Source organism: Streptomyces sp. JW3 (assembly GCF_052216785.1).
Lineage (GTDB): Bacteria > Actinomycetota > Actinomycetes > Streptomycetales > Streptomycetaceae > Streptomyces.
Genome location: NZ_JBQOUX010000002.1, coordinates 41,539 through 65,814, shown reverse-complemented (window position 1 = coordinate 65,814; position 24,276 = coordinate 41,539). Strand labels below are relative to the sequence as shown.

26 protein-coding genes, 1 tRNA gene and 1 pseudogene are annotated in these 24,276 nt (G+C 70.8%); 16 read left to right on the top strand and 12 right to left on the bottom strand.

Annotation, left to right across the window (positions count from 1 at the left end; all coding sequences use genetic code 11):
* The first annotated feature begins 31 nt into the window (after positions 1-31).
* Complete coding sequence (locus ACTT8P_RS01655; protein WP_442829667.1) at positions 32-2,323, top strand: heterodisulfide reductase-related iron-sulfur binding cluster; 2,292 nt, start codon at positions 32-34, stop codon at positions 2,321-2,323.
* Positions 2,324-2,404: 81 nt separating this feature from the next.
* On the opposite strand, the gene ACTT8P_RS01650 is transcribed toward ACTT8P_RS01655, so the two are convergent.
* Positions 2,405-2,686: a hypothetical protein gene (locus ACTT8P_RS01650; RefSeq protein WP_442829666.1), complete on the bottom strand. Its 282-nt coding sequence runs from the start codon at positions 2,684-2,686 to the stop codon at positions 2,405-2,407.
* Between the two features lie 139 nt (positions 2,687-2,825).
* Between ACTT8P_RS01650 and ACTT8P_RS01645 the strand changes: the two genes are divergently transcribed.
* From ACTT8P_RS01645 to ACTT8P_RS01625, 5 genes are all read left to right on the top strand, one after another.
* On the top strand, positions 2,826-3,080 hold the full coding sequence (locus tag ACTT8P_RS01645; protein WP_442829665.1) for a GntR family transcriptional regulator: 255 nt from the start codon (positions 2,826-2,828) through the stop codon (positions 3,078-3,080).
* Between the two features lie 56 nt (positions 3,081-3,136).
* Positions 3,137-3,388 carry a GntR family transcriptional regulator gene (locus ACTT8P_RS01640; protein WP_442829664.1) on the top strand — a complete coding sequence of 84 codons (252 nt, stop codon included), beginning with the start codon at positions 3,137-3,139 and terminating at the stop codon, positions 3,386-3,388.
* Between the two features lie 230 nt (positions 3,389-3,618).
* Entirely contained in the window at positions 3,619-5,091 is a 1,473-nt protein-coding gene (locus ACTT8P_RS01635) for an FG-GAP and VCBS repeat-containing protein (protein WP_442829663.1), read from the top strand.
* 62 nt (positions 5,092-5,153) lie between these two features.
* On the top strand, positions 5,154-6,185 hold the full coding sequence (locus ACTT8P_RS01630) for a Yip1 family protein (RefSeq protein WP_442829662.1): 1,032 nt from the start codon (positions 5,154-5,156) through the stop codon (positions 6,183-6,185).
* Between the two features lie 206 nt (positions 6,186-6,391).
* Positions 6,392-7,831: a recombinase family protein gene (locus ACTT8P_RS01625; protein WP_442829661.1), complete on the top strand. Its 1,440-nt coding sequence runs from the start codon at positions 6,392-6,394 to the stop codon at positions 7,829-7,831.
* Between the two features lie 248 nt (positions 7,832-8,079).
* On the opposite strand, the gene ACTT8P_RS01620 is transcribed toward ACTT8P_RS01625, so the two are convergent.
* The 3 genes from ACTT8P_RS01620 to ACTT8P_RS01610 all read right to left on the bottom strand — a co-directional run bounded on the left by ACTT8P_RS01620 (position 8,080) and on the right by ACTT8P_RS01610 (position 9,468).
* Complete coding sequence (locus tag ACTT8P_RS01620; RefSeq protein ID WP_442829660.1) at positions 8,080-8,589, bottom strand: phosphoribosyltransferase; 510 nt, start codon at positions 8,587-8,589, stop codon at positions 8,080-8,082.
* A 27-nt stretch (positions 8,590-8,616) separates the two neighbouring features.
* Positions 8,617-9,192, bottom strand: a complete 576-nt coding sequence (gene dcd, locus ACTT8P_RS01615; RefSeq protein ID WP_361158297.1) for a dCTP deaminase — start codon at positions 9,190-9,192, stop codon at positions 8,617-8,619.
* A gap of 75 nt (positions 9,193-9,267) precedes the next feature.
* Entirely contained in the window at positions 9,268-9,468 is a 201-nt protein-coding gene (locus tag ACTT8P_RS01610; protein ID WP_442829659.1) for a hypothetical protein, read from the bottom strand.
* 248 nt (positions 9,469-9,716) lie between these two features.
* On the opposite strand from ACTT8P_RS01610, the gene ACTT8P_RS01605 reads away from it, so the two are divergent.
* From ACTT8P_RS01605 to ACTT8P_RS01595, 3 genes are all read left to right on the top strand, one after another.
* Positions 9,717-9,790, top strand: a tRNA-Gly gene (locus ACTT8P_RS01605).
* Positions 9,791-9,990: 200 nt separating this feature from the next.
* Entirely contained in the window at positions 9,991-10,599 is a 609-nt protein-coding gene (locus ACTT8P_RS01600) for a hypothetical protein (protein ID WP_442829658.1), read from the top strand.
* Between the two features lie 358 nt (positions 10,600-10,957).
* Positions 10,958-11,797, top strand: coding sequence for a PIG-L family deacetylase (locus ACTT8P_RS01595; RefSeq protein ID WP_442829657.1), 840 nt, complete (start codon positions 10,958-10,960; stop codon positions 11,795-11,797).
* A gap of 79 nt (positions 11,798-11,876) precedes the next feature.
* On the opposite strand, the gene ACTT8P_RS01590 is transcribed toward ACTT8P_RS01595, so the two are convergent.
* A complete protein-coding gene (locus tag ACTT8P_RS01590; RefSeq protein WP_442829656.1) occupies positions 11,877-12,548 on the bottom strand; it encodes a fasciclin domain-containing protein in 672 nt (223 codons plus the stop codon).
* A gap of 68 nt (positions 12,549-12,616) precedes the next feature.
* A complete protein-coding gene (locus tag ACTT8P_RS01585) occupies positions 12,617-14,206 on the bottom strand; it encodes a molybdopterin-dependent oxidoreductase (RefSeq protein ID WP_442829655.1) in 1,590 nt (529 codons plus the stop codon).
* Between the two features lie 216 nt (positions 14,207-14,422).
* Here ACTT8P_RS01585 and ACTT8P_RS01580 point away from each other — a divergent pair.
* The 3 genes and pseudogenes from ACTT8P_RS01580 to ACTT8P_RS01570 all read left to right on the top strand — a co-directional run.
* Positions 14,423-14,659 (top strand): annotated as a pseudogene (locus ACTT8P_RS01580) (FAD-dependent oxidoreductase); the annotation flags it as partial.
* Between the two features lie 114 nt (positions 14,660-14,773).
* Positions 14,774-15,385 (top strand): alpha/beta hydrolase, encoded by a 612-nt coding sequence (locus tag ACTT8P_RS01575; RefSeq protein WP_442829654.1) that lies wholly within the window; start codon positions 14,774-14,776, stop codon positions 15,383-15,385.
* 88 nt (positions 15,386-15,473) lie between these two features.
* The gene (locus ACTT8P_RS01570) at positions 15,474-15,833 is read left to right on the top strand and encodes an STAS domain-containing protein (RefSeq protein WP_442829653.1); all 360 of its coding nucleotides are present in this window, start codon (positions 15,474-15,476) and stop codon (positions 15,831-15,833) included.
* 115 nt (positions 15,834-15,948) lie between these two features.
* Here the strand turns inward: ACTT8P_RS01570 and ACTT8P_RS01565 are convergent, their stop codons facing one another.
* The 3 genes from ACTT8P_RS01565 to ACTT8P_RS01555 form a co-directional block, all read right to left on the bottom strand.
* On the bottom strand, positions 15,949-16,698 hold the full coding sequence (locus ACTT8P_RS01565; protein WP_442829652.1) for an anti-sigma factor: 750 nt from the start codon (positions 16,696-16,698) through the stop codon (positions 15,949-15,951).
* Positions 16,695-17,279 carry a sigma-70 family RNA polymerase sigma factor gene (locus ACTT8P_RS01560; protein ID WP_442829651.1) on the bottom strand — a complete coding sequence of 195 codons (585 nt, stop codon included), beginning with the start codon at positions 17,277-17,279 and terminating at the stop codon, positions 16,695-16,697. The genes ACTT8P_RS01565 and ACTT8P_RS01560 overlap by 4 nt, the downstream gene beginning before the upstream one ends.
* A gap of 171 nt (positions 17,280-17,450) precedes the next feature.
* The gene (locus tag ACTT8P_RS01555; RefSeq protein ID WP_442829650.1) at positions 17,451-18,212 is read right to left on the bottom strand and encodes a ZIP family metal transporter; all 762 of its coding nucleotides are present in this window, start codon (positions 18,210-18,212) and stop codon (positions 17,451-17,453) included.
* Positions 18,213-18,369: 157 nt separating this feature from the next.
* Here ACTT8P_RS01555 and ACTT8P_RS01550 point away from each other — a divergent pair, with 157 nt between their 5' ends.
* From ACTT8P_RS01550 to ACTT8P_RS01540, 3 genes are all read left to right on the top strand, one after another.
* Positions 18,370-19,290, top strand: a complete 921-nt coding sequence (locus ACTT8P_RS01550) for an NADP-dependent oxidoreductase (protein WP_442829649.1) — start codon at positions 18,370-18,372, stop codon at positions 19,288-19,290.
* A gap of 62 nt (positions 19,291-19,352) precedes the next feature.
* The gene (locus ACTT8P_RS01545; RefSeq protein WP_442829648.1) at positions 19,353-20,426 is read left to right on the top strand and encodes an alkene reductase; all 1,074 of its coding nucleotides are present in this window, start codon (positions 19,353-19,355) and stop codon (positions 20,424-20,426) included.
* A gap of 12 nt (positions 20,427-20,438) precedes the next feature.
* Entirely contained in the window at positions 20,439-20,918 is a 480-nt protein-coding gene (locus ACTT8P_RS01540; protein ID WP_442829647.1) for a MarR family winged helix-turn-helix transcriptional regulator, read from the top strand.
* A 93-nt stretch (positions 20,919-21,011) separates the two neighbouring features.
* Here ACTT8P_RS01540 and ACTT8P_RS01535 read toward each other — a convergent pair whose 3' ends face one another.
* On the bottom strand, positions 21,012-21,389 hold the full coding sequence (locus ACTT8P_RS01535) for a peptidoglycan-binding domain-containing protein (RefSeq protein WP_442829646.1): 378 nt from the start codon (positions 21,387-21,389) through the stop codon (positions 21,012-21,014).
* A gap of 371 nt (positions 21,390-21,760) precedes the next feature.
* Here ACTT8P_RS01535 and ACTT8P_RS01530 point away from each other — a divergent pair, with 371 nt between their 5' ends.
* Positions 21,761-22,324 (top strand): DinB family protein, encoded by a 564-nt coding sequence (locus ACTT8P_RS01530; RefSeq protein WP_442829645.1) that lies wholly within the window; start codon positions 21,761-21,763, stop codon positions 22,322-22,324.
* A 42-nt stretch (positions 22,325-22,366) separates the two neighbouring features.
* Here ACTT8P_RS01530 and ACTT8P_RS01525 read toward each other — a convergent pair whose 3' ends face one another.
* Together ACTT8P_RS01525 and ACTT8P_RS01520 are read right to left on the bottom strand one after the other, a co-directional pair.
* On the bottom strand, positions 22,367-23,365 hold the full coding sequence (locus ACTT8P_RS01525; RefSeq protein ID WP_442829644.1) for an amidohydrolase family protein: 999 nt from the start codon (positions 23,363-23,365) through the stop codon (positions 22,367-22,369).
* Positions 23,362-24,114: an SDR family NAD(P)-dependent oxidoreductase gene (locus ACTT8P_RS01520; protein ID WP_442829643.1), complete on the bottom strand. Its 753-nt coding sequence runs from the start codon at positions 24,112-24,114 to the stop codon at positions 23,362-23,364. The genes ACTT8P_RS01525 and ACTT8P_RS01520 overlap by 4 nt, the downstream gene beginning before the upstream one ends.
* Positions 24,115-24,276: the final 162 nt, after the last annotated feature.

The following is a 24,276-nucleotide window of genomic DNA, read 5'->3' as shown; positions in this document are numbered from 1 at the left end:
TCGAAACCTCGCAGGCCCGAGGAGCCCCGAAATGCAACTCGCCGCGATCATCGTGTCGCTGGTCCTGATCGTGGTCGGCGTGGCACTGTTCGCCCGCGCCGTCCTGCAGATCGTCACCTATATGCGACTGGGCCAGCCGGTGCCGGCCGGCACGCGCACCGACGCCCCCGGGCAGCGCACCCTCACGGTGGTCAGGGAGTTCCTCGGGCACACCCGGATGAACCGCTGGGGCGTGGTCGGCGTCGCGCACTGGTTCGTGGCGGTGGGCTTCTTCTCCCTGCTGCTGACGATCGTCAACGCGATCGGCCAGCTCTTCCAGGCCGACTGGCTGCTGCCGATCCTGGGCGACTGGGCACCGTACAACGTCTTCGTCGAGTTCATCGGCACGATGACCGTGCTCGGCATCCTGGTCCTGATCGGCATCCGGCAGCTGTCCCACCCGCGCAAGCCGGGCCGCAAGTCCCGCTTCGCCGGCTCCAACTTCGGCCAGGCGTACTTCGTCGAGGCGGTCATCCTGATCGTCGGCGTCTGCATCTTCATGCTGCACGCGCTGGAGGGCGCCCAGCACCATGTGGACGGCTACGAGGCGTCGTTCTTCATCTCGTACCCGGTGGTGTCCTGGCTGGAGGGCATGGACCTGTCCACCCTCCAGAACCTCACCTACTTCTTCGCCGGCCTGAAGATCGCGACCTCCTTCATCTGGATGATCACGGTCGCCCTGAAGACCGACATGGGCGTGGCCTGGCACCGGTTCCTGGCCTTCCCGAACATCTTCTTCAAGCGGAAGGCGGACGGCGGGACTTCGCTGGGTGCCCTGCTGCCGATGACGTCCAGCGGCAAGCCGATCGACTTCACCGACCCCGGCGAGGACGACGTCTTCGGCGTCTCGCAGGTCGAGCACTTCTCCTGGAAGGGTCTGCTCGACTTCTCCACCTGCACGGAGTGCGGCCGCTGCCAGTCGCAGTGCCCGGCCTGGAACACGGGCAAGCCGCTCTCCCCGAAGCTGCTGATCATGTCCCTGCGGGACCACGCGCACGCCAAGGCGCCGTACCTGCTGGCGGGTGGCGGCAAGTCGATGGAGGGCGAGGAGAAGGCGTCCGAGGAGGCGCTCGCCGCCGTGCCGGCCGCGGCTCTCGCGGAGGCCGAGCGCCCGCTGATCGGCACCCTCGAGGAGAACGGCGTCATCGACCCGGACGTGCTGTGGTCCTGCACCACCTGCGGCGCCTGTGTCGAGCAGTGCCCGGTGGACATCGAGCACGTCGACCACATCGTCGACATGCGCCGCTACCAGGTGATGATCGAGTCGTCGTTCCCGTCCGAGGCGGGCACGATGCTCAAGAACCTGGAGAAGAAGGGCAACCCCTGGGGGCTGGCGAAGAAGCAGCGCCTGGAGTGGACCAAGGAGGTCGACTTCGAGGTCCCGGTCGTCGGCAAGGACATCGAGGACCTCACCGAGGTCGAGTACCTCTACTGGGTCGGCTGCGCCGGCGCCCTGGAGGACCGCGCGAAGAAGACCACGAAGGCGTTCGCGGAGCTGCTCCACATGGCGGGCGTGAAGTTCGCGATCATGGGCGGCGACGAGAAGTGCACGGGTGACTCGGCGCGGCGCCTGGGCAACGAGCCGCTGTTCCAGGAACTGGGCATGGAGAACGTCGCCTCGCTGAACATGGCCTTCGGTGAGGACGACGAGTCCCCGGAGACCAGGAAGCCCAAGTCGGCGAAGAAGATCGTCGCCACCTGCCCGCACTGCCTGAACACGCTCGGCAACGAGTACCCGCAGCTCGGCGGCGACTACGAGGTCATCCACCACACCCAGCTGCTCCAGCACCTGGTGGACGAGGGCAAGCTGGTCCCGGTGACGCCGGTCGAGGGCATCATCACGTACCACGACCCCTGCTACCTGGGCCGGCACAACAAGATCTACACGCCGCCGCGCGAGATCATCGCCGCGGTGCCGGGCATCCGCAACGAGGAGATGCACCGGCACAAGGAGCGCGGCTTCTGCTGCGGTGCCGGTGGCGCGCGGATGTGGATGGAGGAGCGGATCGGCAAGCGCATCAACAACGAGCGCGTGGACGAGGCCCTGTCCGTCAACCCGGACATCGTCTCGACGGCCTGCCCGTTCTGCCTGGTCATGCTCACGGACTCGATCAACGGCAAGAAGGCTGAATCCGACAGCGGCTCCGCCGCGGGCGGCAAGGCGAAGGAGTCGATCCAGGTGGTCGACGTCGCCCAGCTCCTGCTGGACTCGGTGCGGACCCCGGCCGACCCGGCGGGCGAGGCGGAATCGGAGCCGACGCCGGAACCGGAGCCGGTGAAGTAACTCCCGGCCCTTCGGCTGCCGCCGACGCCCCGTGTCCGCCGCAAACGGATGACACGGGGCGTCGGCCTGTTCAGAGCCCGCTCAGTTGAGCAGCTCCAGCCGCTGCCCCCGGCTCTCGGCGACCCGCAGGGCGTCATTGAGGGACTCGCCCAGCCGCACGGCGAGATACCGCAGCTCCCCGTCCGGAGCGCTGGGCAGCATCCCGCGCGCGTGCACGAGCAGCCGCTCCCCCATCTCCAACTGCACGGCCTCGGTGACGTCCGCCAGCCGGGACACGGTGCCGCCCCCCTGGTCGGTGATGAGGTAACAGGCCTTGCCGCCTTCGGCGGCCGTCCAGGGGAGCAGGCGGATATGGTCGGTCATGTCATCAGCTCCGAGTGAGTGGGCGGCTGGTGGCCACGCCCCGGGACGGCTGCGATCCGTCGCCGGGGCTTGCGGGCCTGCGGTCTACCGAAGTCTACTGCGGTCGCACGGTAGACCGCAGGGTTTTAGCGTCAACCGCATGACTCCCGACCTCGACCGCACCCGGCCCGTCTGGCGTCAGGTCGCCGCGGCGATCACAAGCCGCATCGCCGAAGGTCAGTACCCCGTGGGCTCCCGTGTCCCCTCGGTCGTTGAACTGTCCGCCGAGTTCGGCATCGCCGCCTCGACGGCACAGAAGGCTCTGAGTCACCTCAAAGCGGCGGGCCTCATCCGCGCCGAGGTAGGTCTCGGCTCGTTCGTCGCCGAACAAGCAGGCGACACGTCAACCGATTGAGCCCCGTCTTCGACTGTCCCAGGCATGCCAGGTACTCCATGGACATGCTGGCTGCTGTGATCGAATTCGCTCCCGACATCCCCCGTTGGCGCCAGGTCGCCAAGGTCATCCGCAGTCGCATCACGGACGGCACCTACGCCCCACGCACCCGAGTGCCCTCGGTGGTGCAACTGACGGCGGAGTTCGGCATCGCCAACGCGACGGCACACAAGGTGCTGCGCGCGCTGCGCGAGGAAGGGCTGACCTACACCGAACCCGGCCTCGGTTCCTTCGTCTCCCGGCGCAAAGACGAGACGCCCACCGAATGACCCCTGCCCTCGACCGCACCCACCCCCCTGACCCCCCGCTCCGCACCTGACCGAACCGGCCACCCGCCCGAAGCCGGCCCCGAACACACGTACAACCCTCCCGCCCCACCGAAGGTCTCCTGAACGCCGGCTTGCCGGTGAACCCGCCCCCAACTCCCGGCGAAATCACCGCAACCGGCACTCAACCGACGCGATGCCGACCGGCATCCGCATGCAGCAGGAGACCCCGCGTGCACAGACCCCTGCGGCTCGCCCTCGCGACCGCCACCGCCGCCGCGCTGACCGGCGGGCTGCTCAGTGCCGTCGCCGTGACGGCCACCGCCGCGGACGCCACCGTCGTCCCACAGGCCGACTTCAACGGCGACGGCCGCGGCGACGTCGCCTTCTCCGCCAGCGGCGCCCACGTCGCCGGCAAGAAGAGCGCCGGCCAGTTCGTCGTCCTCTACGGCACGGCCACCGGCGTCTCGTCCGCCAAGCGCCACACCATCAGCCAGAACACCACCGGCACCCCCGGCGGCGCCGAGACGGGCGACATGTTCGGCGCGGAGAGCGCCTACGCCGACTTCAACGGCGACGGCTACGACGACGTCGCCGTCGGCTCCCCCGGCGAGGACGTCGGCAACGACAAGGACGGCGGCAGCGTCACCATCCTGTGGGGCTCCAAGTCCGGCATCACCGGCAAGGGCGCCGCCGTCGCCGACCCGGCGGCCTCCGCGCACGACTACTGGGGCAAGAACCTCGCGGCCGGCGACTTCGACGGCGACGGCAGGGCCGACCTGGCCGTAGGCAGCGACAACGCCACCGTGTACGTCCTCAAGGGCGGCATCAGCAGCACCGGCAAGCCCGGCGGCAAGTACACCGTCGAACCCCCGATCCTCAGCACCGAGGCGATGGGCCCGCTCAACCTCACCACCGGCGACATCAACGGCGACCACCGCACCGACCTGGTCGTCGACGGCTACGAGACGGCCACCGAGTACGGCTGGAACCGCAACTACTACCTCCCCGGCTCCGCGACCGGCCTGACGGCGTCCGCCGCGCAGCCCCTCAAGCCCGGCGTCATCACCGCGATCGGCGACATCGACGCCGACGGCTACGGCGACATCGTCAGCGGCGCCTACTGGAACACGAAGACCGAGGACGGCACCGCGGTCCCGGACTCCGCCAACGGCGGCAAGGTCTGGGTGACGTACGGCGCGGCCGCCGGCCCCGGTTCCGTCACCGGCATCACCCAGAACACCGGCAACGTCCCCGGCGCCGCCGAGGGCAACGACTTCTTCGGCTACGAGCTGGACCTCGGCGACATCAACGCCGACGGCTTCCTCGACCTGGCCATCGGCGTGGCCGGCGAGAACATCGGCAGCGCCGTCAACACCGGCACGGTCACCGTCCTCTACGGCACCGCCGCCGGGCTGAACACCGCCTCCGGCGCCCAGTCCTTCTCCCAGAACACCGCGGGCGTCCCCGGCGCCAACGAGAGCAATGACTACTTCGGCACCGACCTCAAGCTCGACGACGTCACCGGCGACGGCCGCGCCGACCTCGTCGTCAGCTCCGAGGAGAACGCCGGCAACGGCGCGCTGGTCTACCTGCCCTCCAACGGCACGAAGATCACCACCTCCGGCTCCCGCACCGTCTCGCCGAGCACCTCCGGCGTCTCGACGACCGGAACGCCGTACTTCGGCGCCAACTTCGCGGACTGACGGACCGCCCCTTACGGGATCGGGCCGCCCCCTTAAGGGGATGCGGTCCGATCCCGTAAGGGATGTCACAGCTCGGCCGCAAAGCCGGGTCCACAAGCCCGGGCCCGGCACGTCACTCAGCGGGACCAGGTACGTTCGGAAGCGTGGCTGGATTCAGGATCGGACGCGGCCGGGACAACGGCGCTCCTCAGACGCGACCGCAACACCCCCCGCACGGGCAGCAGACGCCGCAGGGACAGCCGTACGGCTATCCCCCGGCGCCGCAGCCGTACCCACCGCAGCCGCCGTACACCGGCGGCGCCGGCGGCGGGCAGTGGCCGCAGCCGAACGGCGGCGGCTACGGCGGCCAGGCACCCGGCGGGCACGGCGAGCCGGAGTACTTCGGCGACGACGCCGGCTACCCGCGGGGCGGCCCGCCCGGCGCCGCGCCGCACGACCCGTACGCCGCCAACAACCCCGGCCACACCCAGGCGTTCTCGGTCGGCGACGACCCGTACACCCAGGGCGGCACCTACCGCGCCGGTTCGGCCACCCCGCCGCCCGGCCCGGTCGGCCCCCGGCTGCGCTGGAAGGACCTGCTGAAGGGCGTCGTCACCGCCCCCAACCAGACCTTCCTGCAGATGCGGGACTACACGATGTGGGGCCCCGCCCTGATCGTGACCTTCGTCTACGGCATGATCGCGGTGTTCGGCTTCGACGGCGCCCGCGAGGACGCGATCAACGCGACGCTGTCGAACGCCATCCCGATCGTGCTGGTGACGGCCGTCGCGATGGTCCTCTCCGCCTTCATCCTGGGCGTGGTCACCCACACCCTGGCCCGTCAGCTCGGCGGCGACGGGGCGTGGCAGCCCACGGTCGGCCTCTCCATGCTGATCATGTCGCTGACGGACGCGCCGCGTCTGATCGTCGCCATGTTCGCGGGCGGCGACGCGCCGTTCGTCCAGATCCTCGGCTGGATCACCTGGGTCGCGGCCGGCGCGCTGCTCACCCTGATGGTCAGCCGCTCGCACGACCTGCCCTGGCCGAAGGCGCTGGGCGCGTCCGCGATCCAGCTGGTCGCCCTGCTGTCGATCGTGAAGCTGGGCACGTTCTGACGGACGCACGCACGCACCGCCTGAACGCGAAAGGGGCTCCCCGCACTGCGGGGAGCCCCTTGCTCTCGCTTCCGCTCAGGCGTCGAGCACCTGCCCGGCCCGCTTGACCACCGGCGGCTCGACGGACCAAGCTCAGTGACCTGTATGAGGGTAGTAACCTTGCTTCACTCCGGCAGAGGCCCGCCGGGGTGGGGGAGGAACCAAGCGTGGCACGCAAGGTGGCCATCTACACCCGGATCTCACGAGACGACGAGGGCGACGGCCTCGGCGTCACCCGTCAGCGGCAGGACTGCGAACGACTGGCCGACCTGCGCGGACTGAGCGTGGCGAGGATCTACGAGGACAACGACGTCTCCGCGTACAAACGGAACGTCCGCCGCCCCGAATTCGAGCTGATGCTGTCTGATCTGGCGGCCGGGCTCATCGACGGCGTGGTGTCCTACGACCTGGACAGGCTGGCCCGGCAGCCGAAGGATCTTGAACGTCTGATCGAGGTCTTCGAGACCCGGAAGCGTCTGACGTTCGTCACCGTCACGAACGACATCGACCTGTCGTCGGCGGACGGACGGACCATGGCCCGCGTGATGGTGGCCTTCGCCAACAAGTCGTCACACGACACCGCCCGCCGCATCAAGCGCAAGCACCTCGAACTGGCGATGAACGGGAAGTCGAGCGGCGGCCCGTCGCCGTACGGGTGGAAGAAGGACGACCCGAACAGCGTCGACCCCGAGGCGGCACGGCACATCCGTGAGGCACAGAAGGAGATCCTGGCCGGAGTGCGCATCGGCACCATCCGCAAGCGGTGGCAGGAAGAGGGGATCGGCCGACCGCGCGAGGGAACCAAGCGGATGGCACACCACCACGTCGAACTGATGGTGACCAGCCCCCGACTGTGCGGCTACCGCACCTATCACGGTGAGATCCTGCTCAACGACAGTGGGGAACCCGTGATCGGCGAGTGGAACACGATCAACACGCCGGAGGAGTGGGAAGCGGTCTGCGCCGCCGTTGCCGAGCGGAAGCAGGCCAACCCTGCCGCCGGTAGGCCGGTCGCGCGCAAGTATCTGCTCTCCGGTATCGCCCGCTGCGGGCTGTGCCACAACAAGATCAGGGGTCAGAGCAACCGACTGTGGAAGCCCGGATCGAAGGCGTCGAAGTACAGCTATCAGTGCTCCGTCGTGAACGGCGGTTGCGGCAAGGTCGGACGGGTCGGGGAACCCATGGAGAACCTGATCATTGACCTCGTCCTGGAGGAGCAGCGCAGGAGGGCGGCTGAGGATGGCAGCCCTACGTCTGCGGAGTGGCCCAGGGTGGCCGAGTTCAAGGCCGTGTCGGACGACATCAAGGCCCTGACCACGGCCGCGAACAACCGCGAGATCACCATGTCCTCGCTACTTCAGCTCCTGCCGGATCTGGAGCGCCGACGGGACGAACTGAAGCTGGAACGTGGCCGCTTCCAGCGAGAGATCAAGCGAGCTGAGTCCGTCAGCGAGGGGATCAGGAGCCGTGAGGAGTTGAGGGAGCTTCCCATCGAGCGGCAACAAGAGATCATCCTGCACAGCCTGTCGGCTGTGGTGATCCACCCGGCCGGGCGCGGCAAGCGGATCTTCAATCCTGACCTGATCGAACCCGTCTGGCGGGACTGACCAGGACGGCCCCAGACATCATGAGTCTGGGGCCGTCCTCTGTTTGACGCTGCTCACTCGAGGTTCCCCCATTGCTCGGGGGAACCTCGCACCGGGATGTGACAGAAGCCAGCTGGGGCACTGGATACGTCGGCGACTGGGCAACCCAAGACGGGCGGACCCGCGAAGGTCCCCGAGGTGCTTGCCCGCTCCGACACTCCTGCCGACCATTGCGAGTGCGGCCAGTACGGGTCAGTGTCCGAAGTGGCTCACAGAGCATCTTTCGAAGGCGTGATCGGCGTGCCGGACTTACGGCATGGAGGCAAAACGGACCAGGGAAAATTAATCCACTCGTCGGTCCGCTTCCACACGTACTCGCACTTCACCAGCGACTGGGTCTTCTCGTAGATCACCGCACTGCGCACCTCGGCGACGGTGTCCAGGCAGAAGTCCCGCACCAGCTTCAACGTCTTGCCGGTGTCAGCGACGTCGTCGGCGATGAGGACCTTCTTGTCGGAGAAGTCGATGGCGTTGGGGACCGGCGCCAGCATGACCGGCATCTCCAAGGTCGTCCCCACCCCCGTGTAGAACTCCACATTCACCAGATGGATGTTCTTGCAGTCGAGCGCGTACGCCAGTCCGCCCGCCACGAACACCCCGCCCCGGGCGATGGACAGTACGACGTCCGGCTCGAACCCGTCGTCCGCCACCGCCTGCGCGAGCTCCCGCACGGCGACACCGAACTGCTCGTAGCTGAGATTCTCCCGAACGTCACTCATATCTTTGTCCGCTACCTTTGTCCGCGCTCACACCTGGGTCCGATGAAAATTGAGGAAGGAGCGGGAGGCGGTCGGCCCCCGCTGCCCTTGATAACGCGACCCGTACCGCTCACTGCCGTACGGGTACTCGGCCGGCGAACTGAGCCGGAACATGCACAGCTGCCCGATCTTCATGCCGGGCCACAGCTTGATCGGCAGCGTGGCGAGATTGCTCAGCTCCAGCGTCACGTGCCCGGAGAACCCCGGGTCGATGAACCCGGCGGTGGAGTGCGTGACCAGCCCGAGCCGCCCGAGCGAGGACTTCCCCTCCAGCCGCGAGGCGAGGTCGTCGGGCAGCGAGATGACCTCGTACGTACTGGCCAGCACGAACTCACCGGGATGCAGGATGAACGGTTCGTCCCCGTCCGGCTCGACCAGCCTGGTCAGATCCACCTGCTCGACCGACGGGTCGATGTGGGGATAGCGGTGATTCTCGAACACCCGGAAGAACCGGTCGAGACGTACGTCAACACTGGACGGCTGCACCATCGAATCGTCGTAGGGGTCGATCCGTACCCGCCCGGCGTCGATCTCGGCCCGGATGTCCTTGTCTGAGAGAAGCACGCCCCGAGGATACGCAAGGCGCGCGAAGCGACCGCAATCGGCCACCCCACGCGCCGTGTGCTGCGGCTTCTTCCGTTACCGCTTCTCGTAGCTCACCGGCACGACGCTGCGCAGCCGCGCACACCTCGGACACCGGACGAGCCGCCCGGGACCGAGCCGCTCGGCCTGCTGCATCGGGAACGAAGAGGTGCTGAACACGTGCCCATCGGCACAGCGGACGACGGTGCGCTCCATCAAGTCCTTCAAGTCCCTTCCCCAAGAGCCGCGTCTGATCATGTCTACCTGACGACATCGACGACAAAAGCCACAGTACGGGATGAAAGGAACGACTCTCCAGGCGGCACTCCGCCCCGCCCGACCCCTCTCCAACACCCCCACCGTACGCCCCGACTCCAGCCCTCCGCAGCCCCGTCCCACCCCACGAAGACCCCCCGAAAACGCACGGCCCGAACACCGGGAGCCTGGCATGAGGTAGAGTGACCGAGCATCCGGACGCCGGTCCCCACCGGCTCCGTGACGCTTACGCGGGTGTAGTTTAATGGTAGAACATCAGCTTCCCAAGCTGAGAGCGCGAGTTCGATTCTCGTCACCCGCTCCATGAAGAAGGCCCAGGTCGTCGACCCGGGCCTTTTTGCTGTCTGGCGTCGGGCCTCTTTCCGCGAAGGCCATATGGGCGATACCTGCCGTAATGCAACCGCCGGCTGATCCCCAACACCTGGGTGATTACTGGGCAGTTGACTTCGGGCTTTCGTGGTAGCGTAATTGTTCGGAGGGACAGTGCAACCTGAAAGGGAAATCGTGAACACGGAGAAGATCACCGCTCGCCGCCTCTCACTGGAAGAGGTGACGAAGCTCGGTGTCAAGGACAGGGTATTCGTCTCCGCCGACACGGCAGAACTCAAGCTTCCCGACTGCTATGTCCCCGCTTTTCTGACCAAGCCCGGCGACGATTTCGAGGGCGGCTCGGTCACAGCGCGAACCGTATTCCAGGAAGAGGTCACCTGCCTTCCCGACGACGAAAATGGAGCCGGGATATACGTGGCCGCCGAGAAGGACTCGGTGACCATCGAGGTCCTCCAGTCCTCCGGTGTCGTACTGGACCTGGCGCTGTTCGTCCCCGGTGGGGACAAGGGGGCCCTCACGGCCCTTTACGCCGCGGCCCGGCAGGCGTTCGGCGCCGACGTCGTGCAGATCTGGCGCCAGGGCCTCAAGGAGGTTCCCGACGTGAAGGTCGACATCTTCGAGGAGCAGATCCCCCGGGGCCGCAAGGCGAGCGACAGCCCCAAGCGTGATCGTCGCGCGATCGACACCTATCCCACTCGGGCGGACTTCATCGAGTTCTCCGCGGGGTGGAAGCCGGTCATCGAGATTCACCGGCCGGTTGTTGACGACACCCCCACCATCTGAGGGGACGTTGTCTCCCGGTTTCGGCTGAGAGAACGCCGAAGCGCCGGCGCGGGGTGAAAGACGATCGCGGAGTGAAGGCAGCCGGACGCCCACGCGAGCGCCTCCGCGACCTGCTGGGCAGGCCGGGGGCGGGTGTCGTGGCGTACCGGCTCATCGTCCGGGGGCCGGGGTGAGGTCCTGGCCGACGGCCGGCTGGTCGGTGCTGTCGGCGATCGTCTCCCCGTCGTCCCTGCTCTTCGTCGGTCATGGCTCGATTCCCTGGCCGGGCCGGGAACAGCCGGCGCGTCCGGCGCGGTTGCACCGACCGGGGGGCGCCCCCCATCACCGAGAACTGGGCTCTCCGCAGGAGGACTGTTTCATGACTGACCGGCCCTTGACGCTCATGGCTGTGCACGCCCACCCCGACGACGAGGCCACCGGTACCGGAGGGGTCCTCGCGCGGTACGCGGCGGAAGGCATCCGCACGGTGCTCGTGACGTGTACCGACGGCGGTTGCGGTGACGGACCGGGGGGTGTCAAACCGGGCGAGCCCGGACACGATCCGGCGGCGGTCGCCTCGATGCGCCGTCAGGAGCTGGAGGAGAGCTGCGGCGTCCTGAAGATCAGTGATCTGGAGATGCTGGGCTATGCCGACTCCGGGATGGTGGGCTGGCCGAGCAACGACGCCCCCGGGTCCTTCTGGCAGACCCCTGTGCGGGAAGGCGCGGCCCGGCTCGCGGAACTCATGCGGCACTACCGGCCTGACGTCGTCGTCACCTACGACGAGAACGGCTTCTACGGCCACCCCGACCACATCCAGGCCCACCGCATCACGATGGCGGCGCTGGAGATGACCGGGCCCGCGCTGACACCGAAGGTGTACTGGACCACGATGCCCCGCTCGACGATGCGGCGCTTCGGCGAGATCATCCGCGAGTTGCACCCGGACCTGCCGGAGCCGGACCCGGCCGAGGCCGCCGCGACGGCCGAGATCGGCCTCCCCGACGACGAGATCACCACGTGGGTGGACACCACCGGGTTCAGCGGCCAGAAGTTCGACGCGCTGGCCGCGCACGCCAGTCAGGGCGAGAACATCTTCTTCCTCGGGATGGGCAAGGAGAGCTTCGGCGAGCTGATGGGCGTGGAGACCTTCGTACGGGTCCAGGACGCCACCGGTGCGGCGCTGCCCGAGAACGATCTCTTCGCCGGGCTGCGCTGATCCGGCCCGGCCGGCGGGGTGCTCCACCGGTCCGGCCGGGCCGTCAGTTTTCCGGCATCAGGACGGCGTCAGGACGGCATCAGGACGGCATCAGGACGCTGTCGATGATGTAGACGTTGGCGTTGGCGGTCTTGACGTTGCCGCAGACCACCTTGGCGGAGTCGTTGACGGTGTAGTCCTCGTCGGAGCCGGAGGTCATGACCTTCGACTTCTCCAGGGTGTCGAAGGAGCCGTCCGCCAGGTCCTCGGGGGCCAGCTTCTGCCCCACGACGTGGTAGGTCAGGATCTTGGTGAGCTGGGCCTTGTCGTTGAGGACCTTGTCCAGGTCGGCCTTCGGGATCTTGGCGAAGGCGTCGTTGGTCGGCGCGAACACGGTGATGTTCTCGGCGTTGTTGAGGGTGTCGACCAGGCCGGCCTTCTTGACGGCGGTGACCAGGGTGGACAGCGCCGGGTTGTTGGACGCGGCGGTGGCCACCGGGTCCTGGGCCATGCCGTCGAAGGAGCCCGCGCCGTCCTTCGGCACGGAGGAGCAGGCGGGGCCGAACGGCTCGCTCATGGCCGAGTCGGTGCTGCCGGAGCCGGCCATGGAGTCGTCCGACGCCGTGGCGGCGGCGGACGCCTTGCTGCTGGAATCCGACGAGGCCGAGTCGCCGCCGTCGTCGGAACACGCGCTGAGCGCGAGCGGCAGCACGGCCGCCGCGGCGGCGGTCAGGGCGATACGGCGCATACCAGGCATACGGGTCTGCATCATGATGTTTCTCCTGGAGTGAGGGCGGCAGTTGCCGCCTGAACAGGGGGTAAGGGGTCAGGAAGTAGGGGTCACTCGACGGTCACCACGACCGAGTGCCAGCCGCTGGCGCCGTCGGGGACGGTCCGGGTGCGTTTCTCGGTCTGGGTCCGGCCGGTGCGGTCGGTGGCGCGCACGGTGAGGGTGTGGCCGCCCTGGCCGGCCCGCCACGCGTAGGACCACTGGCGCCAGGTGTCGCGGCTGTCCTCGGCGGCGAGGGTGGCGTCCTGCCAGGGGCCGTCGTCGACGCGGATCTCGACCTTGTCGATGCCGCGGTGCTGGGCCCAGGCGACCCCGGCCACCATGACCGTCCCCGTCTTCGGGCGGGCGAAGGGCTTCGGGGTGTCGATCCGGGACTGGGTCTTGACCGGGGCCTCGCGGGCCCAGTCGCGCTTGACCCAGTAGGCGTCGTAGCTGTCGAAGGTGGTCAGTTCGAGGTCCTGGATCCATTTGCAGGCGGAGACGTATCCGTACAGGCCGGGGACGACCATGCGGACCGGGAAGCCGTGGGCGAAGGGGAGCGGTTCGCCGTTCATGCCGACGGCGAGCAGGGCGTCGCGGCCGTCCATGACGTCCTCGACCGGGCTGCCGATGGTCATGCCGTCCACGGAGCGGGCGACGAGCTGGTCGGCGGGTCCGCCCCGGGACGGCGGTACGACACCGCAGTCGGCCAGCAGGTCGGCCAGGCGTACGCCGATCCAGCGGGCGGTGCCGACGTAGGGGCCGCCGACCTCGTTGGAGACGCAGGTGAGGGTGATGTCCCGCTCGACCGGCTTCCGGCGCAGCAGGTCGGCGAAGGACAGCGTCACCGGGCGGCGTACGCCGGTGCCGTGGACCCGCAGCCGCCAGGCCGTGGCGTCCACCTTGGGGACCACCAGCGCGGTGTCCACCCGGTAGAAGTCCTTGTTCGGTGTGCGGAAGGAGCTGACCCCCGCGACGCGCAGCTGTGCCCCCTTGGGTACGGCGGGGGCGGGTGAGTCCGGGGCCGGCAGGTCCAGAGCGTCGCGGGAGGCGACCGCGTCCCGGCCGCTCGAACCGTTCAGGGCCCGGCCGAGCGCGCCGGCTCCCGCCGAGGCGGCCGCGGCGGCGGTCGCCGCGATGACGAATGCGCGCCGGTCCCAGTCCCGTCCCGGCGTCCCGGACGCACGGTGCGGAGCCGGCAGGCGGCCGGCCAGGAAGTACAGGAGTGCGGCCCCGGCGACCGCCCCGGCCACCGAGGGCACGGCGTCGGCGAGACTCGTGGAGTCCGGGCGCCCGGTGGCCGCCACCGCGCCGGCCGCGCCGAAGACCAGCACACCGGCCGCGCCCGGCCGCCGGTGCCGGGTGGCGAGCATGCCGAGAGCCAGGGCGAACAGCGCCAGCACGGCGAGGATGCCGAGCTGGAGGACCAGCTTGTCGTGGGTGCCGAAGGACCGGATCGCCCAGTCCTTCACCGCGACCGGCGTGCGGTCGATGGCCGCGCCGCCGACCGCGACGACCGGTCCGGCCTCGGGGCGCACCGCCGCCGCGACCAGTTCCGCGACGGCGAGCGCCGCGCATCCGGCCAGCAGACCGCTCAGCCCGCCCAGGGCGAGCCGTACCGCCCGGGCCGGCTTCCGTGTCTCCCGCTCTTCGTCGCTCACGGGGGTAATCCGGCCCCCGCCGGCGGCCGGATTGGCCCGGAACGGTGGTGAATCGAGTTTTTTCCGGACCAATCCGCGGCTTGGTCGGCTCCGTAGGAGCCCGCGCGGCCAGGTCATCGGGTGACCGGACCAATCCGGTGCGCGTCCCGCTTCGGACTACCCGTGCCGGCCTCGACCGGCACTACGGACAGCACCCGGCCGAAGGGAAACTGCACAGTGGTACGCGGACGAGTGGCCGTCATCGGCGCCGGGGTGGCCGGCCTCACCGCCGCCCATGTGCTGCGGCGGTCCTCCGAGGTCGTGCTGTACGAGGCCGACGACCGGCCCGGCGGGCAGTACTTCGTCTCGCACTTCGTCGTCCCGCTGGTGTCGGCGGTGTGGTCCTGTCCGCCGGGGACGGCGATGCGCTACCCGGCCCGCTACCTGTTCCGGTTCCTGGACCACCACGGGCTGTACGAAGGCATGAAGTGAGTTCCTCCACCTCCTCCCGGACCGGCGGCCGCGCGGCCCGTACGGCCGCCCTGCCCGCGCCCCCCGCCGCCCCGGCTGAACCTCCCCGCCCTGCGCATGGCACCCGTGGTCCGGGCCGTCCGCGCGGCGGCGTCCCCGGGACTGCCCGGCGGACTGCTGGTCGCGCGGGTGCGCTACCGCCACCGCGGCTGGAACGGCTCCCGGGCCGGCCCGGCCCACGACGCGCGCCGGGCCCTGGACGAGCTGGCCGCCTCGCGTCCGGGCCTGCCGACGGTACTGATCGGGCACTCCATGGGCGGCAGAGCGGCCCTGCGGGTGGCCGGCCATCCGCTGGTGCGGGCCGTGATCGGCCTGGCCCCGTGGTGCCCGCCCGGAGAACCCGTCGCCCAGCCCGCCGGCCGCCGGGTGGTGCTGCTGCACGACCCGGCGGACACCGTCACCGACGCCGAAGAGACCTGGCGCCTCGTGCGCCGGGCCCGGGCGGAGGGGGTGGCGTGCCGCGGCGTCGCCGTGCCGCACAGGCGGCACACCATGCTGCGCGGCGCCGGCACCTGGCACCGGCTCACCGCCGCGGCCGTCTGCGGTGTCCTGCGCTCCGAAGCGATACCGCCGATGCCGGCGGGCGCGCCGCCGGACACCCCGAGCGAGCCGGTGCCCGCCGTCATATCCGCCCGCACCGCCTTGTCGACATGGCCGCTCACCCTGTGATCCGTGCCGGGGTGAGCGGCCCGAGGAGCCGAATGCGCTCGTCGTGGCGACCGGTCGCGTCGCCCGCCGAGACGGTTGGGAGAGTGTGATGACCGAGGAACCCTCAGTCCGGACCGCGTCGTCGGGCACCTGCCTGTCTGTCCAGGTCGGCGGCCCGATGGACTACCGGACCGCGCCGTTCTTCCACGGCCGCATCGGGGAGGAGATCGCCCGTGGCCGGCGGGACGTGGTGCTGGACCTGTCCGCGGTGTCGTTCTGCGACTCGGCCGGCCTGAGCGTCCTGATCCGGGCCTGGCGTCAGGCGGACGCGGTCGGGGCCGCGCTGGTGCTGGCCCGGGTGCCGCCCTACCTGGTACGGATGCTGCAACTGACCGGTCTGGACACCGTGCTGCGCGTGTACGACGGTGTCGCCGAGGCCGAAGCCGGGATCGGAGCCGGTGGCACCTGACGCCTGACACCGATGGCGGGGCCGGCCGGCCCCGATGGCGGGGCCGGCCGACGGACCGGCCCCGCCCGGACGGGTGCCCGGCAACGGTCGCCGGGGCGCGGGACGACGACCGTGCTCAGGCGGGCAGGGCCACCAGGGCCAGCGGCGTGCTGGTGGGCCGGGGCGAGCCGCCCGCCGGTTCCACGGTGATGCCCACGGCCGAGGCGGAGTTCGCGGAGCCGGCCAGCACGACGGCCTGTTCGGCGCGGTCGGCGTCCAGCAGGCCCGCCGACCGCATGGTGCCGCCCACGTCGTACCAGAGCTGGTACACCTTGCCGCCGGGCGGGTCCGCCATGCCGGACGCCACCAGGACCGCCCGGTCCCGGGCGGCGGAGACGACGACCCTGGCGTGCGCCCCGCCGTCCAGCGGGACGCGCCGGGTGACGGCGTCGGGTGCGCCGAGTACGGCGATCAGCTCGTCCGTGCGCTGCCGCACCTGCCGGGCCTCGGTCGCGGCGTCCTGTGCCCGGTCGTGCTCCCACCCGGCGACCCCGCCGAGCCCCGCGGCCAGGACCAGGCAGGCGGCCAGCGCCAGCCGGGGCAGCCGGCGCCGGAACGCCCCGGCCGGCCGGGGCAGGCGGGTGGGCGGCGGCACCTGCCGGACCGTGGCGACACGGTCCAGGACCTCCTGCTTCAGGCCGGAACGGGGGGCCACGGCGACCGCCCCCGCGAGCCGTGCGGCGGTGGCGGTGAACTCGGCCACCTCCTGCGCGCAGGACCGGCAGGCGCCCAGGTGCCGTTCGAACCGGGCGCGTTCCTCGTCCGACAGGGCGTGCAGGGCGTAGGCACCGGTGAGGGTGTGCAGATCGGCGTCGGTGGCGGTCATGCGCTCACTCCCAGGCAGTCACGCAACCGGATCAGCCCGTCGCGCAGACGGGTCTTGACCGTTCCCAGCGGAACGGACAGCTGGGCCGCCACCTCCCGGTACGTGAGCCCCCGGTAGTAGGCGAGCGTGACGGACTGGCGCTGGAGGTCCGTCAGGGTCCGCAGGCAGCGGCGTACCTGCTCACGCTCCAGCCGGTGCTCGACCTGCTCGGTCACCTCGTCGTACTCGGGCACCCGGTCCAGCAGCGCCGCCCGGTGGTCCCGGGCCGCGGACGCCTCCGCCGAGCGGACCCGGTCGATGGCCCGCCGGTGGGCGAGGGTGAGGACCCAGTTGATGACGGTGCCGCGCTCGGGCCGGTAGCGGGGCGCGGTGCGCCAGACCTCCACCAGCACCTCCTGGGCGACCTCCTCGGACTGCGCCACGTCACGCAGCACCGCGCGGACCACCCCCAGCACGGGGGCCGCGACGGCGTCGTACAGCGCCGCGAAGGCATCGCCGTCCCCGCAGGCCACCGATCCCATCAGCGCTTGCAGGTCCGGCTGTCGCGCCGGGGCGCGGCCGATGAACACGGGTTCTTCCACCAGATCCGTCCTTGTCCGAGCCAGACGGCCCACGGCCACGGTCCCGCGTGGCACGACCAGCGGTCCGAGGCATTCCTCGCCATGCGTCACACCGGGAATCCGGACCTGAGATCCTGGAGGATTGCTCTTGACCGCTGCTTTCTGCCCACGTGATGCCGGCCCACGGGCCGGTCAGCTGTGGGACAGGGCGAAGGACACCAGGAAGCCGCACACCGTGATCATCCCGATCGCCAGATGGGCGTCCTCGAACGCCTCGGGGATCATGGTGTCGGCGATCATCGCGAGGATCGCGCCGGCGGCCACCGCCGTCACGGCCGCGATGACGGCCGGGGAGAACGCGCCGATGACCGTGTAGCCCAGTACGGCGGAGACGGTGCTGGCGGCCGCGATCGCCGCCCACACGCCGAAGACGTACGCCTTGCCGCGCCCCGCCCGTTTCATCCCCGCCGAACTCGACAGTCCCTCGGGCACGTTGCTGATGAACACGGCCGCGACCGTCACCAGGCTCACCGCCCCGCCGTCCAGCAGGCTCACCCCGATGACCGCGGACTCCGGGACCCCGTCCAGCAGCGCCCCCAGCGCCAGCGCCGCCCCGGAACCGCCCTGCTCGCTCTCCGACGGCTGCACCTCGCCCGACCGGCTGCCGGACCGCTTGCGATGCCGGGCACCGCGCCGGGCCAGCCACATGTTGCCCAGGGTGTAGGCGGCGGCGCCGGCGAGGGTGCCGATGGCGGCCGGCCCGAGTCCGGCCTGGTCGTACGCCTCACCGACCAGTTCGAAGGAGACCGCCGACAGCAGCACCCCGGCCCCGAAGGCCATCACGGAGGCGATCACCTTCTGGGGCACGCGCAGCCCGTAGCCGAGTCCGGCGCCCAACAGCAGCGCCGAACCCGCCACCAGTCCCCACAGCCCCGCCTGCACCACGTCACCCATGACGGCACCGGTACCCGGACCGGTGGGGATCACTCGGCGGGGTCACTCAGCGAGGACCACTCGGAATACTTGGCTAGCCACACAATAGGTGCTAGCTTTCATGTGGCTGGCCACCTAAACGGGGTGGGCAGCTCGGCTCACGAAGGAGACCTCAGTCATGAAGGCCATCGTTTTCGACACGTTCGGCGGCACCGAAGTCCTGCACGAGGCGGAGATCGAGGTACCCCGGCCCGGTCCCGGCCAGGTCCGGGTGCGGGTCCGGGCGGTCGGCGTCAACCCGGTGGACGGCAAGATCCGTTCCGGGGGCATGGAGGCGATCTTCCCCACCACCCTGCCCGCGGTACCCGGCGGGGAGATCGCCGGGGTCGTCGACGCCGTCGGCGAAGGCGTCGAGCGGCTGAAGGCCGGCGACGCGGTGCTGGGCTGGTCCGACACCGGTTCCTACGCCCAGTACGCGCTGGCCACCGAGACCGTCCTCGCCGCCAAGCCGGCCGGTCTGGACTGGACGCACGCCGCCGCGCTGCCGGTGGCGAGCGACGGTGCCGACCGGGTCCTGGACCTGCTCGACGTCAAGGCCGGCGAGACCCTGCTGATCCACGGCGCGTCCGGCGCGCTCGGCACCGTCGCCGTCCAGCTCGCCGTCGCCCGGGGCGCCCGCGTCATCGGTACCGCGGGCCCGGCCAACCAGGAGTACGTCACCTCGCTCGGCGCCACCGCGCTGGTCTACGGGGCGGGTCTCGTCGAGCGGGTCCGCGCGCTCGCCCCGAACGGCGTGGACGCCGTGTTCGACGCCGCGGGCAAGGGCGCGCTGGAGGACTCCATCGCCCTGCGCGGCACCACCGACCGGATCGTCACCACCGCCGACTTCCGCGCCCGCGAACTCGGCGTCGTCTTCGCCGAGGGCCCGCAGCGCCGCTCGGCCGCCCGGCTGGCCGAACTCGCCCAGCAGGCCGCGACCGGTGCGCTGGTGACCACGGTCGGCGCGACCTTCCCGCTCGCCGACGCGGCGAAGGCGCAGCAGGCCAGTGACGCCGGGCACGGCCGCGGCAAGATCGTCCTGGTCGTGGACGCCGGCTGATCCCGCCCCCGCCCTCTCCCTGCTTGAACCCCCTCCCCTTCCCTGCTTGAAAAGGACGCCCCATGCCCAGCACCGACCTGGACGCCCTGTGGCGGCCCGCCCGCGCCGGGGAGCTCCGGCTGCCGCACCGGCTGGCCACGGCCCCGATGACACGCGGCCGCAGTACCGCGGAAGGCGTGCCGACGGAGCTGAACGCCGAGTACTACGCCCAGCGCGCCGCCCACGCCCTGATCGTCACCGAGGGCACCCAGCCCTCCGCCGACGGGCAGGGTTACCTCCTGACGCCCGGGATCCACTCCCCGGCGCAGGTGGCCGGCTGGCGCGAGGTCACCGACGCGGTGCACGCCGCCGGCGGACAGGTCGTCGTACAGCTGATGCACGTGGGACGGATCGCGCACCCCGCCAACACCCCGCACGGACGGCAGCCGGTGGCGCCCTCACCGGTGCGTCCGGCGGGCGTGATGTTCACCGCGTCCGGACCGCGGGAGATGCCCCGGCCCCGGGCGCTGTCGGCCGCGGAGATCGCCGCGACCGTCGGGGACTTCCGGCGCGCCGCCGCGAACGCGGTCGCCGCCGGGGCGGACGGCGTGGAGATCCACGGCGCCAACGGCTACCTCCTCCACCAGTTCCTGTCCGGCAACACCAACACGCGCACCGACCGCTACGGCGGCCCGGTCGGCAACCGCATCCGGTTCGCCGTCGAGGTCGCCACCGCCGTCGCGGACGAGATCGGCGCCGGCCGCACCGGCATCCGGCTGTCCCCCGGCAACCCGTACGACGACATCCGCGAGGACGACCCGCACGAGCTGTACCCGGCCCTGGTACGCGCCCTCGCCCCGCTGGACCTCGCCTACCTGCACCTGATCCACAGCGGCGACGAGCAGTTGCTGGACGCCCTGCGGGCGCTGTGGCCGGGCACGCTGGTGCTGAACCGCGCCGGCGCCGACCTGGCCGTCCGGGCCAAGGACGTCGCCGACGGCCGGGCCGACGTCGTCACCGTCGGCGCGGCCGCCCTGGCCAACCCCGACCTGGTCGACCGGATACGCTCCGGAGCGCCGCTGAACACCCCGGACCCGGCCACCTTCTACAGCGGCGGCGCGACCGGCTACACCGACTACCCGACCCACGCCGCCTGATGAGGAGCAGCGATGACCGACCCCGTGTTCAGGCCCCCGAGCACGGCCCGCGACGGACGTCTCAGCTACGCCGTCTTCCAGCTCGCCCGCGCCCACCGCGGCCACGCCGCCGCCATGCTGCGCGCCATGAACCTGCATCCGGGCCAGGAACTGCTGCTGATGCAGCTCTTCGACCGCGACGGGCAGACCCAGTCCGAACTGCTGGAAGCCGTCGGCCTGGACCACTCCACCGTCTCCAAGTCGCTGCGCCGCATGCAGGACGCCGGACTCCTCACCCGGGAGCCGTCGCCCCACGACCGGCGCGTCATGGTGGTCCGGCTGACCGACGCGGGCCGCGCCCTGCGCGAGCCGATCGCCGACATGTGGCGCACGCTGGAGGAGATCTCGGTACGCGGTCTCACGGCGGAGCAGATCGAGGCGTTCACCGCGTCCGCGTACGCGATCGGGCAGTCGATCCGGGCAGTCGATCCGGGCGGTCGATCCGGGCCGTGACCGCGAACAGCGGGTCCTGACCGGCCCGTGGGTTTCGGAAAAGGGGGACCGCCCGGACCGGGAATTCCGGTCCGGGCGGGGCGCCGGCGACAGTCAGCAGCCGTTGCGCAGCCTGTTCCAGGTGACCGGGCCGACGATGCCGTCGGCGGAGATGCCGCAGGTGCGCTGGAAGTCCACGACACCGGCCCTGGTGTTGTTGCCGAACTGACCGTCGACGCCGGTGGAACCCACGGAGAAGCCCCAGAAGATCAGCAGACACTGGGCCTCGCGCACGGCGTTGCCGGTGCTCCCGACGGAGATGGTGGGCGGGGTGACGGCGCCGTGGTAGCCGCAGTAGTAGGCGGCCGGAGCCGCCTCGACCGCCGGGGTGGCGGCCGCGGCGGAAGCGGAACCGCTGGTCAGTGCGGTGGCCCCGGTGAAGATCAGGGCACCGACAGCGAGTGATGCGGCGGAGCGTCGGACGAACCTCACAGTGTCTCCCAACTGCATAGATTGGTCATGTCCATGCATTGCGAGGTAAAGCTAACAAGGCCCGATGTGCCGCAATAGGTGTCTTCCAGCCCGTCCGTCCGTGCTCATGACCGCCGTATGAGCTGCCCCCCTTCCCTCGTCCTTCTCATGCGTGCGCCGGCCAGCAGGCAGAACTCCGCAGGCGGAATGGCCGGTACCCCGGGTTGCCCGGCGCGAGCACCGGACGCGCGACGGGAGTGGGACGGGACGGGACGGAAGTAGGACGGGAGTAGGACGGAAGTAGGACAAGATTGAAGTAGGACAAGATCTGACCTCGATCGTCTCTAGCGTGGTGCTGACCGACCGAGCAGGACCATCGAGAGGCGAAGACCATGAGTGGCGACGAGTCGACCGGCCGCGGGCCCGACCTGGGCGGGCGCCCGGCTGTCAGCGGGGAGCGCGCCGACCTGCTGGAGGCACTGGCCAAGCAGCGGCACTTCCTGCGCTTCCCCGCCCGGGACCTCACCGACGAGCAGGCCCGGCAGCGGACCACCGCCGGCGAGTTGTGTCTGGGCGGTCTGATCAAGCACGTCACGGAGGTCGAACGGGGCTGGGGCGGCTTCATCCTGCACGGCCCCTCGGCCATGCCCGACTTCACGGCGATGACCGAGGCCGACTGGGCGCGTCGGCAGGACGGATTCCGGCTGCTGCCCGAGGAGACGCTGGCCGGGGTGCTGGCCGACTACGCGGACGTGGCCCGCCGTACCGACGAACTGGTGGCCACCCTGCCCGACCTGGACGCCGGCTGGCCGCTGCCCAAGGCGCCGTGGTTCGACTCCGACGCGCGGTGGTCGGCCCGCCGGGTCCTGCTGCACATCGTCGCCGAGACGGCCCAGCACGCCGGTCACGCCGACATCATCCGCGAGTCCCTCGACGGAGCCAAGAGCATGGGGTGACGGCCCGGCGGCCGCGGGGCCGGCACCTCGCCGGCCCGGACCTCACCCGGCGAGGCCGAACACCCGGTCGGCCGTGCGGTGGGCGATGGCCGTGCGCCGGGCGTCGGTCAGCGGGGTGTTCCGCAGGAAGTCGACGGCCGCCTTCGGGTCCTCGTACGGGGAGTCGATCGCGAACATCACGCGGTCCTCGCCCACCGCGCGCAGGGCCAGGCCCAGTACGTCCGGGTCGTCGATGCCGCTCGTGGTGAGCACGAAGTTGCGCCGGAAGTACTCGCTCGGGGTCAGCGACAGCCGTGGCATCGGGGTGGCCGCGCCCGCCGTCGCGGCGGCGAACGCCTGCCGGTTGTCGATGCGGCGCAGCCAGTACGGGATGCCCTCGCCGAGGTGGCCGAGGACGAGGGTCAGGCCCGGATGGCGGTCCAGCGTGCCGCTGAGGATCAGCCGCATGGCGTGCAGGCCGGCCTCGGCCTGGTAGCCCCAGACCGCCCCGAGCAGCCCGTAGGGCCGGTAGGCGGCCAGCATGCTCGGCACCCGTGGGTGCAGGTAGACCGGCGCCCGGCTCGCCTCGGCCGCCGCCAGCAGCGGGGCGAACTCCGGCTCGTCCAGGTAGCGGCCGCCGGTGTGCGAGTTGATCATGATGCCGTTGAGGCCGAGCGGTCCCGTCGCCCGTTCGATCTCGCCGGCCGCGGCGGCCGGGTCCTGGGGTGCCACCGCGGCCAGTGCGCCGAAGCGGCCCGGGTGCCGCCGTACGATCGCGGCCAGCGCGTCGTTGAAGTCCCGGGCCAGCGGCACCGCGTCGGTCGCCGGGTACGGCTGCACCCCGGGCGGATTCAGGCTCAGTACCGCCATGTCCTGGCCCAGCGCGTCCATCTCCCGCAGCCGGGCGTCGAGGTCGACGAGCCGGGCGCGGAACGCGGGCGCGCGCTCCATCGTGCGCATGCCGTGCATCTCGGTCGCGTCGTCCGGCCCGACCTCCAGGCCGTGCGCGACGCGCAGGAACGCCTCGGTGGCCAGGTGCTCCTCGACCGCGACGATCCTCATGCCCGCCGCCCGCCGTCGACCGACAGCGCGACGCCGGTGACGTAGGACGCGGCGTCCGAGCCGAGCCAGACCGCGGCCGCGGCGGCCTCCTCGGAGGTGGCCATCCGGCCGAGCGGGGTCATCGCCGACTGCATGGCGATCATGTCGGTGCCGGCCGCCACCCGTTCGAAGCCGGGGGTGCGGGTCGGACCCGGGCAGACGGCGTTGACCCGGATGCCCTGCGGCGCGTAGTCCACGGCGGCGACCTTGGTGAGGCCGACGACGCCGTGCTTGGCGGCCACGTAGGCGGGGGCGGTGGGGATCGCGTACAGGCCGCCGTTGGAGGCCACGTTGACGATCGCGCCGCCGCCGCGGGCGCGCAGCGCGGGCAGCTCGTACTTCATGCAGAGGAAGGTGCCGGTCAGGTTGACCCGGACGACGCGCTCGAACTCGGCCGGGGTCATCTCGTCCAGCCTGCGGTGGTGCGAGTCCAGGCCGGCGTTGTTCACGGCGAGGTCGAGACCGCCGTAGGCCGCGACCGTGCGCTCGACGGCCGTCCGCACGTCGTCCTCGTCGGCGATGTCGACGCGGAGTGCCTGCGCCCGGCCGCCGGCCTTCCTGATCGTCTCGGTGGTCTCGACGGCCGTGGCCTCGTCGATGTCGGTGACCGTGACGGCGGCGCCCTGCCGGGCCAGTTCGATGGCCGTGGCGCGGCCGATGCCGCTGCCGGCGCCCGTGACGAGTGCGGCTTTTCCTGCGAATGCGTTCATGATGACCTCTCGATGCGATCACTGCGGTGGTACTGCGGTGGCCACGCGTGCGGTGACTGGCTCACGTGCGGTGACTAGCTCACGTTGCGGTGACTGGCTCACGTGCGGTGACTAGCTCACGTTGCGGTGACTGGCTCACGTGCGGTGACTAGCTCACGTTGC